Annotated in this window: 9 protein-coding genes and 1 pseudogene; 5 read left to right on the top strand and 5 right to left on the bottom strand. The window is 67.0% G+C overall.

Annotation, left to right across the window (positions count from 1 at the left end; all coding sequences use genetic code 11):
* Positions 1-648 (top strand): transposase (locus AB0K67_RS40380; RefSeq protein WP_364070911.1); only part of this gene is annotated, 648 nt, incomplete at its 5' end.
* A gap of 1481 nt (positions 649-2129) precedes the next feature.
* Here AB0K67_RS40380 and AB0K67_RS40375 read toward each other — a convergent pair.
* Positions 2130-2864 (bottom strand): aminoglycoside 3'-phosphotransferase, encoded by a 735-nt coding sequence (locus tag AB0K67_RS40375; protein ID WP_364070909.1) that lies wholly within the window; start codon positions 2862-2864, stop codon positions 2130-2132.
* 221 nt (positions 2865-3085) lie between these two features.
* Here AB0K67_RS40375 and AB0K67_RS40370 point away from each other — a divergent pair, with 221 nt between their 5' ends.
* Positions 3086-3583 carry a DUF402 domain-containing protein gene (locus AB0K67_RS40370; protein ID WP_364070907.1) on the top strand — a complete coding sequence of 166 codons (498 nt, stop codon included), beginning with the start codon at positions 3086-3088 and terminating at the stop codon, positions 3581-3583.
* Positions 3584-3713: 130 nt separating this feature from the next.
* Here the strand turns inward: AB0K67_RS40370 and AB0K67_RS40365 are convergent, their stop codons facing one another.
* Positions 3714-4355: a response regulator transcription factor gene (locus tag AB0K67_RS40365; RefSeq protein ID WP_364070904.1), complete on the bottom strand. Its 642-nt coding sequence runs from the start codon at positions 4353-4355 to the stop codon at positions 3714-3716.
* Positions 4352-5560, bottom strand: a complete 1209-nt coding sequence (locus tag AB0K67_RS40360) for a sensor histidine kinase (protein WP_364070903.1) — start codon at positions 5558-5560, stop codon at positions 4352-4354. Before AB0K67_RS40360 ends, AB0K67_RS40365 begins: the two co-directional genes overlap by 4 nt.
* Positions 5561-5672: 112 nt before the next feature.
* On the opposite strand from AB0K67_RS40360, the pseudogene AB0K67_RS40355 reads away from it, so the two are divergent.
* A pseudogene (locus tag AB0K67_RS40355) lies at positions 5673-6293 on the top strand (ATP-binding cassette domain-containing protein); the annotation flags it as partial.
* A gap of 953 nt (positions 6294-7246) precedes the next feature.
* Positions 7247-7927: an ABC transporter permease subunit gene (locus AB0K67_RS40350; RefSeq protein WP_364070901.1), complete on the top strand. Its 681-nt coding sequence runs from the start codon at positions 7247-7249 to the stop codon at positions 7925-7927.
* Between the two features lie 94 nt (positions 7928-8021).
* On the opposite strand, the gene AB0K67_RS40345 is transcribed toward AB0K67_RS40350, so the two are convergent.
* Together AB0K67_RS40345 and dapA are read right to left on the bottom strand one after the other, a co-directional pair.
* Positions 8022-9707, bottom strand: coding sequence for a ribonuclease J (locus AB0K67_RS40345; protein WP_364070898.1), 1686 nt, complete (start codon positions 9705-9707; stop codon positions 8022-8024).
* Between the two features lie 54 nt (positions 9708-9761).
* Positions 9762-10679, bottom strand: a complete 918-nt coding sequence (dapA, locus tag AB0K67_RS40340; protein WP_364070896.1) for a 4-hydroxy-tetrahydrodipicolinate synthase — start codon at positions 10677-10679, stop codon at positions 9762-9764.
* 902 nt (positions 10680-11581) lie between these two features.
* Between dapA and AB0K67_RS40335 the strand changes: the two genes are divergently transcribed.
* A complete protein-coding gene (locus AB0K67_RS40335; protein ID WP_364070894.1) occupies positions 11582-12298 on the top strand; it encodes a GntR family transcriptional regulator in 717 nt (238 codons plus the stop codon).
* Positions 12299-13647 lie beyond the last annotated feature (1349 nt).

Genomic DNA, 13647 nt, shown 5'->3' with positions numbered 1-13647 from the left:
CTCGGCCTGGACGTCACTTCGGCTGAAGACGGCGCGGGCTGGCCGGCCTTCCTGCGCGGCCTGGTCGCCCGCGGCCTGTCCGGAGTGCAGCTGGTGATCTCCGACTGCCACGCCGGGCTGGTGGCCGCGATCGGCGCCACGGTGGCCGGGGCGTCCTGGCAGCGCTGCCGCACCCACTACCTGCGCAACCTGCTCACCTGCGTGAACAAGTCCGCGCAGCCGTTCGTGGCCACGCTGGTGCGCACCATCTTCGACCAGCCGGATGCCGCCTCGGTGCGCGCCCAGCACGCCTGGGTCGTGCAAACGCTGGAAGCCAAGCATCCGACCGCCGCCGAGCACCTGGACGCCGCCCGGGACGATCTGCTGGCCTTCGCCGCCTTCCCCCGCGAGATCTGGCCGCAGATCTGGTCGAACAACCCGCAGGAACGGCTGAACAAGGAGATCCGCCGCCGCACCGACGTGGTCGGCATCTTCCCCGACCGCACGGCGATCATCCGCCTCATCGGCGCCGTACTGGCCGAGCAGACCGACGAATGGGTCGAAGCCCGCCGCTACATGGGCCTGGACATCCTCGCCAAAGCCCGCATCCGCGTCGTTGCCGGCGACACACCCACCCAGAACCCACTCCCACAGACACTTACCGCTTAACCTGCAGAAACAGGATCACGCGAAGATCGGTTCTTACACCACGTCCGTGGACGTGACCGACCTGGTCTCCGACAAGCCCCAGCACAGCCTTCACAATCACCTTTGGAGTGAGCCCACCAACCCCTCGACCGCCCGCACACTCGCAACCCCACTCCTTAGAAACCCTCGAGACCGTGCGGGCAGCCCCAAAAGCGCACAAGCGACCCCGAGCCCGTGCGGGCAGCCCCGAGAGCGGATGCGCCGAGATCGTGCGAGGAGCCCCGAGCGTGCGGGCAGCCCGGTAAGCGTGCGGGCAGCCCGGTAAGCGTGCGGGCGCCCCGGCAGCGTACGGGCGGCCCGGCAGCGTACGCGTACGGGCAGCCCGAAAGCGTACGGGCAGCCCGGATACCGCGAACCGCGGTTCGGAACCCGTGCGCTCCCAGACGTTGGACCCCTGATTCACGCTTCACGGACCGACCGTGCACGACTGCATCCCGCGAGTTGGCGCGCCCCGCTCTGCCCACCGCCAAAGGCCCTCACGCGCCCCACCCCGACGTGCCCTCCCCACCCGGCGGGCCTGCGGTCGCGGCAAGCGCGCCTCCCGACATAACGCACCCCTCCGTCTCCCGGCTCTGGTCACCGGCTTCGGCCAACAGCAACGCTTCGGCCATGATCTTCACCATGGAACGCAACAAGTCGGGGTCCCCGGTCGGGATTTGCTACGCCGACTCCCCCTTCTGACACCACACTGTTGTTCGCGGCCATCACGTGGTCTCCTTCGGTCTTGACTTGCGCCTTCGAAGGATCACGAGATGGCCGTCACCATTTGCGGCGCCATACCAGCGACCAGGCCAAACCCGTACACCACACCCAAGGCGTAAGACACAACTTTCGAACCTACACACCACACCCGAGCCGCAAGACGCCACCGTCAAACCCGCACACCACACCCGAGCCGCAATCACGCAACCTCAAGCAACCGCGCCTGCCCTGATGCGCCCAGCAACCATCCCACCCACGCCAAACCCCACATCAAGGCCCCCGAGACCGCACGCCGCCTCCGCGAACTGGCGCACCCCGCCTCTCTCTCCATCCCACAGCCCCTGCGCCCGTCCCACGCGGCACGCGCTCGCAGCCCGCAAACTGCCAGCAAACGTCCAACCCGACGCCACTCCAGTTGACCAAGTCATACTGGTACACCACTCCCGTGGACGCAGCCCGGCTCTCCTATGCAGCGCCGACGACAGCCAGGCCCTCCAGCCCAGCAGGCCGGTCGTAGCGTGTCCATGCTCGCGTCTCTTCAGTTGGCACATCTTCTACCTGAGCACCAGAAAAGATCACCAGAACCGTACGCCCCCTCAACCGGCAGCCTCACCCCACCCCCGCGCGAACACCCCCGGTGGTGCCTCATGCCCCATCTCGCAGAAGCTGCGGCAATCTCAGCGATTCGCGAGACATTTGGTTGTTGCATCACCGATCCGAGGTTTGATCACCGCCTTGAGTCAGAGAAGCTCGTCCAGGAGCCGGTAGTAGTACATCCGTTCTTCGTCGATGTGATCGACAAGGGCGTAGGCAGAAAGAAACTCCTCCCAGGCTGTCGGGCCGTGGTCCTCGGACAAGTCCCTGTGGACGATGGCGAGGTCGCGGTACCGGTCGGCCACGCCCAGTGCCGGGACATCGATGACCACGGGCTCTCCTGAGGCGGGCACCAGCACGTTGGACGGGGTGTAGTCCCCGTGTGCGACGACGAGATCCGCGACGTGCGGGCGCGTGGCCAGCAGTCGTTCGTAGATCATCTCAGGAGTCAGCCCGATATGGTCGGCGTCGAAGTCGTCCGGGTCCACGAGGCCGTCACGGATATTGGCGCGGGCACGTTCGAGAACCGCTGGCAGTCCGCCATCGAAGGGACACTCGGTGACAGGTAACTCGTGCAGCATGCGTAGCGTCCGGCCCAGCACAGCGCCTATGTCGGCGGGAGCGGCGGCTTCTGAAGACGGAGCGCCCACGTCGGCGATAACGAGGACGTCGTCTTCAAAGGCGACCACCTCAGGGACGGGAACGCGTCCATGAAGCCAGCCCAGTCGCAAGTGCTCGGCGCTGGCGAGGGGGCCGTGCTTGACGTAGAACACCTTCGAACCTGACACGACCCTCAGGGCCGTACCACTGGCTCCTTCGTGGTCGGTCGACCAGGAGGCGTCCTGACCGATCAACCGGCGAAGTCGGTCTGGGAGCTGCATAATCACATCCTCATTCAATCTGCTGCATCGCAGGCAAGGGTGGCCCGCAAGCCAACGAGGTGGACATCTCAACCCCGATCAAGGTCGATGAGCCGACATGAGCACCGCCACCGCGTCGATTCCGCTCAGCGCACGAGTACGACTCTCACTCGCGTACGAATGCGACGGCCTCCGCCCCGAGTTCCGTGTGAGCCACGCCGGCTCCGGATACGTATCACTTCATGAACGATGTGCGAATCGTCTACCGAAAGTACGGCGGCGCACTGCACTGGAACCACCCCGGCCGCCTGCTCGGTGAAGACGAGCACGGCGTCTGGGTGAAGGTCCCAGACGGGACGTTAGCCAGAAAGGGCGATGACCCGCCTGTCTGCTGGAAGACTCCGGTGACCATGCTGTTCCCCCGAAACGCCTGGTGGACCGCTTCCTTCCACGTGCCGCCCCAAAGAAGCGAGCTCTACGTCGACGTCACAACAGTCCCCGAGTGGCGGGACGACGAGGTCACCATGCTCGACCTCGACCTGGACGTCATCAAGATGCGAGACGGGCGCATCATTCTCGACGACGAAGACGAGTTCGCCGAGCATCAACTGCTTCTCAATTACCCGACTGATTTGATCACACAAGCAGAGAAATCAGCCCGCTGGTTGCTCAACGCAGTCAGCAAAGGCCAAGGCCCATTTGGCGGCGCACACTTGGCTTGGCAAACGAAAACATCCTGAACGCTTCAAACTAAGAGACTCGGGCGACGAAGACCGACGATACCCATAACCGCGACCGCTAGGAACCCTCCGCTCGTAGCGGTGAGCCAAGGCCGGTGCGTCCGGCCGCCGCGAGCTGCTCCGCAGCATATCACCGGGCAGCCGTAACCAACCCACTCTCATACGCTGTGATAACGAGCTGCGCTCTATCCCGCGCTTCCAACTTGGCCAGCAGCCGGGTGATATGCGTCTTCACCGTCGCCAAACTCACGTGCAGGTGAGCCGCGATCTCGTTATTTGACAGGCCTCTCGCAATCAACACTAACACTTCCTTCTCCCGCTCGGTCACACCATTTAGCCCTTTCACCCTTGGCATAACCGGCGTACGAGTGAACTCTTCGATCAGCCGGCGCGTCACCGCAGGCGCCAGCAGTGCGTCCCCGCGCGCGATCACGCGTACGGCCTCGAGAAGGTCCGCAGGCGGCGTGTCCTTAAGCAGAAATCCGCTGGCACCGGCACGGAGCGCGTCATACACATATGCATCGAGGTCGAACATCGTCACGACGAGCACCCGAGAAACGTCTTTGATCCGACGCGTAGCCTCAATGCCATCCATTTCCGGCATTCGTACGTCCATAAGCACCACATCCGGTCGCTGCGCCAAAGCGACCTCAACGGCCTCCGCCCCGTTCGACGCCTCGCCCACCACCTCCAGATCTGGCTCTGCGTCGACCAGTACCGTGAAACTCCCCCTGATCAGAGCCTGATCATCGGCGACGACCACGCGAATCAAGAAACCTCCTCATAGGGCAATGTTGCGAAAACCCGAAAACCCCGGTCAGGACGGTTTCCGGCCTCGAACGTGCCGCCGTACATCATGACCCGCTCCCGCATGCCGATCAGGCCATGCCCGGAACCCTCTGCGGGAGGCGAAGCCCGTCTCCCCGGGCCGTCGTCGAGTACCTCGATCCGTACCTCCTTCTCATCCACCGTCACGGACACGCGGCACCGAGCGGGTGCGGCGTGCTTGGCCACGTTCGTAAGCGCCTCCTGCACGATGCGGTAGACCGACAGCCCAACGCCCTCCGGCAGCCGCGCCCAATCCCCGGCACTGCTCGCCGCCGAGCCGCCGGGCGCAGTATCCGGCATGAAGCGAAGGTCGAGCTCCGCCTCCACCCCCGCCAGCCGCGCTTGCTCCACCAGCCCCTCGATGCCTTCCGGTCCGGGTGCCGGCGCGCGCTCGGGCGCCTCCGACGACCGCAGCACGCCGAGCAGGTGACGCATCTCTACAAGCGCGCTCCGGCTGGCCGTCTCGATCACGCGCAGGGCTTCGTGAGCCTCTTGCGGCCTGGACGCCAGGACGTGATTGGCGACCCCCGCCTTGATGGCGATCAGCCCCACGTTGTGCGTGACCACGTCGTGCAGCTCGCGAGCCAGTCGTAACCTCTCCTCGGTAACGGCCTGCGCGGCCAGTCTCCCGGCCTCACGCGCCGCGTAAGATCTGCGCTCTTGCACGGCTCTGCCGATCGTCCACGCCCCGCCCAGCGCTCCGATGCCCCATAGCGGCTGGTCGAGGTGTGCCACCCAGCCGGGGGCGCCCGTCTGCGACGTGCCCGCCACCGTCAGCCCCAGGACGGTGACCAGGCTCACCGCCGCGATGGCCGACGTCGGCACCGCGGCACCGAGCCTGTCGGACAGGGCGACGATGTACAACGCGTACGCGGGCGCCAGATAGGCGTGCCCCACCGCACCCGCCAGCGCGGTGTAGAGAGCGAGCACCAGCGTGAAGCAGAAGACGGGCATGGGCCACACCCTGCGCAGGGTGAGCGGCAGGCCCAGCGCCAGCGGGAGCGCCACGCGCATCCACGGCGGCATCGTCACGACGTTGGCCATGACCGTGAACAACAGGAACGCCAGGCACAGCCCCGCCACTAGATCGAGCGCGACCAGCTGGCGCAGGCTCAGCCGCCTGGCGAAGAAGGGATGCGTGTCGTTCACGCGTTGAACCGTAGCCGCTGCGGCGGCGCGGCACGTCAACCCAGGGTCTGACGTTGAAGTTCGGACCGTGGTCCGACGCGCCGGCACGCCGCCGCCCAGCATTCTTTTCGGCGTGATCGAAGTCCAGCACCTGACGAAGCGCTACGGCGCCACCCTCGCCGTCGACGACCTGTCCTTCACGGTCGACCCCGGTCATGTCACCGGCTTCCTCGGGCCCAATGGCGCAGGCAAATCCACCACGATGCGCCTGATCCTCGGCCTCGACGCGCCGACCTCGGGCCGGGCTCTGGTCAACGGCCGCCCTTATACGTCGCTGCGCAGGCCGATGCACGAGGTCGGCGCGCTCCTTGACGCGAGCGCGGTCCATGGGGGCCGCAGCGCCTACGACCACCTGCTGAGCCTGGCTCTCACCAACGGCATCGGCTCCAAGCGCGTCTCCGACGTGCTCGAGCAGGTCGGCCTGGCGAGCGTGGCGCGCAAACGCGTGGGCGGCTTCTCGTTGGGCATGAAACAGCGGCTCGGCATCGCGTCCGCGCTGCTGGGCGACCCCGGTGTGCTGATCTTCGACGAGCCGGTCAACGGTCTCGACCCCGACGGCGTGCGCTGGATTCGCGACCTCATGCGCGGCCTGGCCGCCGAGGGCCGCACGATCCTGCTCTCCAGCCACCTCATGAGCGAGATGGCCCTCACCGCCGAGCACATCGTCATCCTCGGCGGTGGCCGACTCATCACGCAGACCACCGTCGCCGAGCTGACGGCCCGCTACTCCTCGCTCGAAGACGCCTACCTCGCCCTGACCGCCGGCGACGTTCGCTACGGAGCCGCCCGATGACACCGGTCCTCACAGGTGGGCGGCGACTCCTTACCGCCCTGGGCACCGCTGGACCTGCCGCTCGTCACCACCCCGGGCAACGCTGGACCTGCCGCTCATCGCCGCCCAAGGTCGCACCGGCTGTGCCCCTCGCGTGCCGATCGTCGCCCTCACGGTCGGATCCCTCGCGCTCAGACGGGGCGACGCACGATCGCGTCCCTGCCGAGAGCGAGTACAACGTCGCGGCCAGCCTTTGCTGCCGCACATGTCATCCCCTGACCAACCCCCGCACGATTGCGACCGACGCACCACTGATGCACGCCCCACCCGTTACCAGCCAACACACATCACGGTCGGCCTTCCGCCGACACGCAACCCAGCCTCTGATCGGCCCGCACGCATCGCGACAGGCGCTCCACCGTCACACAAACCCGATCCCTTACCGACGCACACGCATCTGAGAGATACCGCCGACGCTCCCTGGTCGTGACCAGCCCATCATCACGATCAGCGCTCCACCGTCACATGCCCCTGACTCTGACCGGCCCGCACGCATCACAAACGGCCACCCGTCGGCGCACTACCCGGCCCGTGACCAGCCACCCCATCGCGACCAGCCACCCGCTGACACGCTCCCCAGCCCATGACCAGCCCAGCATCCCGACCAGCACGCCACCGACCAACAACCCGACGACCCTCAATCGCCCCGCATGCGTCCCTCATCGGCACTCCGCCGGCACGCAGCCGCCCCGCCTTCCTGACCAGAAAGCGCATACCAAGATGAGCGTCCTGACCTCTGAATACGTGAAGCTGCGTTCGTCCGCTCGACCTACCTGATCGTCGGCCTGGCCCTCAGCACGATCCTCGCGGGATTCGTGCTCGCCGCCACGGCGGCGGGCACGTACGACACGGCTCCACCCGAGCGGCAGGCCGTCGCCAGGATCGCGAACCTGGAAGAGGCGTTCGTGATCGTCCCCCAGCTGGCGATGGGGGTGCTCGGCGTCCTGGCCATAACGTCCGAGTACACGACGGGCTTGATCAGGACGAGTCTGGCGATCGTGCCCCGCCGTTGGCCTTTACTGGCCGCCAAGGCGCTGACCGTCACCATCCTGTCCCTGGGAGTCGGCGCCGTCGTGGTCTTCGGCACGTACGCGGCTGCCAGGAGCGCGATCGGTGACCGGTTCTCCGGCGCCTACGCGACGGCCTTCGGCGACCGGCTGCCGCTCCTGCTGGCCCTCACTTTGACGGTGCCCGTGTTCGCGCTGCTCGGTCTGGGGTTGGGGGCGATGCTGCGTTCACCGGCGGCCGCGATCGCCGTGATCGTGGGGCTCGTCTACGTGGTCCCGATCATTGTCGGGAACGTTCCTGAGCCCTGGAGCGAGACCCTCGGGTCGTTCATGATCGGGGCGCTTCCCCGCCAGCTCGTAGGCGAGACCAATGCGTCCTCGGTCTACGGGTCCCTGCTGTCCCCGCCAGCGGCCGCCACCGTGCTGATCGCGTACGCGATCGTCCCTTTGATCGCTGCCACCGCACTGCTACGCCGAAGGGATGTCTGACATGCCACATCCGAGTCGCCTGCTGCGCGCGCTCCTGCGAGCCGCCGGGCGGGTACGGCAGGTGTGGAGACCTGCCGTACCGTCCGGATGCCGCTCACACCTCGAGCACCACCGGGATGATCATCGGCCGGCGGCGGTAGGTGTCGCTCACCCAGCGGCCCACCGTACGGCGCACAACCCGGCGGATCTCCTGCATGTCGACCACGCCGTCCGCGGCCTTCTCCTCGAGGGCCCGCTGGATCTGCGGGATGAACTCGTCGAACTGCGCCGGATCGATGCCCGAGCCGCGCGCGTGGATCTCCGGCCCAGCGGTGAGCTTGCCGGTGTTGGAGTCGACCACGACCACCACGGAGATGAAGCCCTCGTCACCGAGGATCTTGCGGTCCTTCAGGGACGTGTCGGTGATCTCACCCACGGAGGAGCCGTCGACGTAGACATATCCGGCGTGGACGGCGCCCACGATCCGTGCGCGCCCGTCGACCAGGTCCACGACCACGCCGTCTTCGGCGATCACGATGTGGTCCTCGGGCACGCCGGTCAGCGCCGCGAGTTTGGCGTGCGCCCGCAGGTGACGCCACTCGCCGTGCACGGGCATGAAGTTGGAGGGGCGCGTCAGGTTGAGCACGTACAGCAGTTCACCCGCGGCCGCATGACCGGAGACGTGCACCTTGGCGTTGCCCTTGTGCACGACGCGGGCTCCCCACCTGGTCAGGCCGTTGATGACCTTGTTGACTGCGGTCTCGTTGCCGGGCACCAGCGACGAGGCCAGCAGCACGGTGTCACCCTCCGCGATGCGGATCGGGTGATCACGGTTGGCCATCCTCGACAGCGCCGCCATGGGCTCGCCCTGAGAGCCGGTGCAGATCAGCACCACGTCCTGGGGCGGCCAGTCCTCGATGTCGCGGGAGTCGACGATCAGCTCCGGCGGCACCTTGAGGTATCCGAGGTCGCGGGCCACGCCCATGTTGCGCACCATCGAGCGTCCGACGAGCGCCACCTTGCGGCCGTGCTTGGCGGCGGCGTCCATGACCTGCTGGATGCGGTGCACGTGGGAGGCGAAGCTGGCCACGATCACCCGCTGCTCGGAGGTGCGGATCACCTCGTCGATGACCGGCGCGATCTCCCGCTCGCTGGTGACGAACCCGGGCACCTCGGCGTTCGTGGAGTCGGACATCAGCAGGTCGACGCCCTCGGAGCCGAGCCTGGCGAAGCCGCCGAGGTCGGTGAGGCGGCCGTCGCTCGGCAACTGGTCCATGCGGAAGTCACCGGTGTGCAGCACGATGCCGGCGGGAGTCCTGATGGCGACGGCCAAGGCGTCGGGGATGGAGTGGTTGACCGCGAGGAACTCGCAGTCGAAGGGCCCGAAAACGTGCCGCTCGCCCTCGACGACCTCGCGTTTGACCGGCTGGATGCGGTGCTCGGTCAGCTTGGCCTCGATGAGCGCGAGCGTGAGCTTGGACCCGACGAGCGGAATGTCGCGCCGCTCGCGCAGCAGGTACGGCACCGCCCCGATGTGGTCCTCGTGGGCGTGCGTCAGCACCACGGCCTCGACGTCGTCGAGCCGGTCCCTGATGTACTCGAAGTCGGGCAGGATGAGGTCGACACCCGGCTGGTCGGGCTCGGGGAACAACACCCCGCAGTCGACGATCAGCAGGCGGCCGTCGAACTCGAAGACGGCCATGTTCCTGCCGATCTCCCCCAACCCGCCGAGCGCGACGATGCGCAGGCCGCCTTCGGGCAGCGCCGGCGGGGGGCCAAGCTCAGGATGCGGATGGCTCATGCCCGGCCCCCATGGTCAGATCTTGTTCTCAAAACTCCCGGTTCCTCCCCGTTCCTATGTGTCTGTCAACTTCACCCCGCCGGCCACCAGGCAAGCACGCAGCTCGGCGATTTGCTGTTCCGTGGCGTCCACGAGCGGCAGGCGTACCGGACCGACCGGCATGCCCACCAGGCTCAGCGCCGCCTTTGCCATGATCGCGCCGCCCGCGCGCAGCATGATCCCGTCCACGACCGGAGCCAGCTGGGTGTGCACGGCCAGGGCCTGCGCGACTTCGCCGCTCTTGTGCAGCTCGATCATGCGCGCCAGCTCGGCCCCGACCACGTGCCCGACGACGCTGACGAAGCCGGCCGCGCCGAGCGAGAGCCAGGCCAGGTTGAGCAGGTCGTCACCGGAGTAGAACGCGAGGTCGGTCGCGGTCATCACCTGACTGGCGGCGAACAGGTCGCCCTTGGCGTCCTTCACGGCCACGATGCGTTCGTGCTGGGCCAGCCGCAGCAGGGTTTCAGTCTTGATCGGTACGCCACTGCGTCCCGGAATGTCGTAGAGCATCACCGGCAGGTCCGTAGCGTCGGCCACGGCGGTGAAATGCCGATACAGCCCCTCTTGCGGCGGCTTGTTGTAGTAGGGCGTCACCACCAGCAGGCCATGGGCTCCGGCGCGGGCCGCCTGCTTGGCGAGTTCGACGCTGTGGCGGGTGTCGTTGGTCCCCGCCCCGGCGACCACGGTCGCACGGTCCCCGACCGCGTCCAGCACAGCGCTGACGATGCGCTGTTTCTCCTCATCAGAGGTGGTGGGCGACTCACCGGTCGTCCCATTGACGATCAAACCGTCGTTTCGCTGCTCGTCCACCAGATAGGTGGCAAGACGTCGCACAGCCGCGTAATCGACCTCGCCGTCGGGGGTAAACGGCGTGACCATCGCGGTCAGCATGCGGCCGAAGGGCGCGTCGGTGGTTCCAGTTGGCGATGCCATAGTGCGAACGCTACCCGGATTCAGAAATCCATTGGACGTCGCCACCCCGCTTCACCCACCCGGAGCCGCCTTTTGCCCGCTTTCACGGGCTTCTGTACGCCTCAGTGCACGTCGCCGGACGGCTTCGACCGGCCGGTGCGACGCATGTCACTCAGCATCGCCGCCCTACACACCGCACCCACCATCCGACCTGGCCACCTCATCGCAGGCTACCCAGGCACCCGCAGCACCTGAGGCCAGCAGGCGACGTCCGTCCGCGGCAGCGGGTTCGCATGTGGGCCGACGTACGCACCTCACCTTGAGGGACATGCCGCTCCGGATCGGGTCCCCAGAGAGGCGTTGCGGCGAGGAAGCGCACGTACGCCTCATTCGAATCACTTGGGACATACGCCGCCTTCGCTCGAAGCCTCCACAGCGCCCCGCGAAGCAAACCTTCTGTGGCCACGACCGTCCAAGCGGTGACATTACCGCTCAAGCAGTGACATCGGCCGACCAGCCAAGACCCTGCCCACCCCCCGCCGTACGGAAGGGACCACAGGGCGAGGACACACCGCCACAAGCACGACACGACGGGCCACCAGAGCAGGCGGACCACACCAGAGGGTCAAAAGATCATCGACTTCTAGTCAAAGAAAGGCTGCCTCACCTGGCCGTATGTCACTAAGGTAGGCGGCTGTCAGGCAGGGCCGACATGGAAGAGGTCGCCGATATGTGCTCGGGGGTACACACATCGACGACCTCTATCGGAGAATCGGTCGCCCTTACACCGGCGTTACAGGGTTTCTCCAATAATTTCCCGCCATCGCAAAGTTGGGGCTCCAGCATCCCTCGATGACGGTCGGTTACCTGCCGAATACGGCAACATAGGGCAACGCCTCACACGAACCCCCAGGGATGGACTAGTGGCCACCTCAGATCCGGTCTACCTGCGTGTCGTCGAAGACATCCGGCGACAGATCACCGACGGCACCCTTCCCCCCGGCGCGCCCATTCCTTCGCGGGCGCAGCTGACCCGCAAATATCAGGTCGGCGAGACCGCCGCTCGTCACGCGCTACGTGTGCTCGCGGGCGAGGGCCTCATCATCGGCCGCGTTGGTTCGGGCCATTACGTCCGGGAACGGCCCGACTTGATCGCCTTGCACCGATGGCGTTTCCTCGACCACCCCGCCCCCTTCGCCGCAGACCTGCAGTCGCAAGGCAGGCGCGTGACATGGGACTGGCACAGCGAACTGGCCGAGGCGGGCCCCGACATCGCACGACGGCTCCACGTGCCCGAGAACGCCACGCTGACCAGAACCCGCTACGTCTTCCGCGGTGACGGCCGGCCGCTCCAACTCGCCACGTCGTACGAGATGCGGGAGTTCGCGTCCCACAGCGACGAGGACAGGCGTGGTTTCGTCACGAAGATGTACGCGCACGGCATAAAGATCACGGAGATCGTGGAAAGCGTGCACACCCGCATCCCCCGCCCGGCGGAGAGCGACGCCCTCGACCTGGCGGCCGGCGTGCACGTGCTGCATGTGGAGCGTACGCACTGGGCGGGCGATCGGCCCGTGGAGACGAGCGACATCATCATCCCGGGCGACCGGTTCCGGGTCATGTACAGCATGCCGGTCTAGATCACGATTGCCCCGCCTGTCCAGGTCGGCGAGCTCCGGGCGAGCACCTTCTCTCTCGCCCGGAGCTCCCCTTTTTCGCCCCGCATAACCCTTCACCCCCGCCCCATCCGAGACCCCACCCCACCCGCGACTCCGCACCATCGCGACCCTTTCGACTAGCTCATCAATCAACAGCGGCGCGCTGACCGTCGCCGTCCCACTACCTGGCCCCCGCGTGTCCAAGTGCGCGATAGACGATCTCCAAGATCGGCTTGATACATTCCTTGGAATGGGCCCCGTGGCTCGCCCGCCCAAGCCCATGTGCATCGCCAAGCCCATGTGCATCGCCAAGCCCATGTGCATCGCCAAGAGCAGCGCGTCGCTGAGAGCTTGCTCGTTGCCGAATCTGCTCGGCCCCTTCGACCTGCGGCAGGTGGGCTGCCACACCAAACTCTGCGCCCGCGTAGCTGCGGTTTTGCTGGGGGCGGGACGCGCGCGATCCCGCTCGCGGAGCCGCTGACGGTTCTGCTGGTAAACGGCGCCGCGCGATCCCGTGGTGCGCCACGATGGTGCCCCACGCGATCCCGTGGTGCGCCACGCGATCCCGTGGTACGCGGCGCCGCGCGATCCCGTGGTACGCGGCGCCGCGCGATCCCGTGGTACGCGGCGCCGCGCGCGATCCCGCTCGCGGCATAGACGGCTCGCGGCCTCCTGGCGGGCCCGTCGGTGCTTGTCCTCGCCGGCACGCGCCCGGAGGTCAACGAGAAGGGGCGGCCGAAGCCATCCGGCTTCGACTACGAGGTCGCGGCGGAAGTCACGCTGGAACTGCACACCGGCGAGCCAGGCGTCGTCCTGGTCTCCGGCAAGCTGCTCACCGAGTTCCGTGACCGCCCACGCGAGGCGGGTGCCGGTGAGGGCACTCGAGTTCGCGCGCACGGTCGCCCCGGCTCAGTGAGGGCAGGGCGCCGACACCAGGCCGGCCTCGTTCCCCGTCGTCTGCCTGCGCCACCGGCCGCCGCAGGACTTCGTCGGCGCGGCGGTGTTGTTCGCCAGCGGGAACCTCGCGCAGAGGTTCAGGACCCGAGCAGCACAGTCAGCAGCTCACGGTCGGACCAGCGCAGTGCTGCGGGTCCCTTGTGCCGCTTTCAGACACGCATGCGGCGCTCCTGCTCGGAGCACTTGGCGTCGGCTTACGGAGCTCCTCCGGCCAGTGCTTCTGGATCGCCTTCCTGATGTGACCCGCGAGTGACGCCCACCGCCCGCCAGACGAAGGATTGAGCTTGCTCCGTTTTGGCGGACACCGTCGTTGTGGTGGTCAGGTAGCGGCAATGGTCTCGTAGTCGGCGGGGCTGCGGTAGCCCAGGCTGCTG

The organism is Nonomuraea sp. NPDC052634, from assembly GCF_040678535.1.
GTDB classification, from domain to species: Bacteria; Actinomycetota; Actinomycetes; order Streptosporangiales; family Streptosporangiaceae; genus Nonomuraea; species Nonomuraea fastidiosa.
This window is presented reverse-complemented; position numbering and strand designations above follow the sequence as displayed.

Coding starts and splice junctions, on each gene's coding strand:
- dapA (WP_364070896.1), bottom strand. CDS start 10,679: ATGGCATCGCCAACTGGAACCACCGACGCGCCCTTCGGCCGCATGCTG.
- AB0K67_RS40375 (WP_364070909.1), bottom strand. CDS start 2,864: ATGCAGCTCCCAGACCGACTTCGCCGGTTGATCGGTCAGGACGCCTCC.
- AB0K67_RS40345 (WP_364070898.1), bottom strand. CDS start 9,707: ATGAGCCATCCGCATCCTGAGCTTGGCCCCCCGCCGGCGCTGCCCGAA.
- AB0K67_RS40370 (WP_364070907.1), top strand. CDS start 3,086: ATGAACGATGTGCGAATCGTCTACCGAAAGTACGGCGGCGCACTGCAC.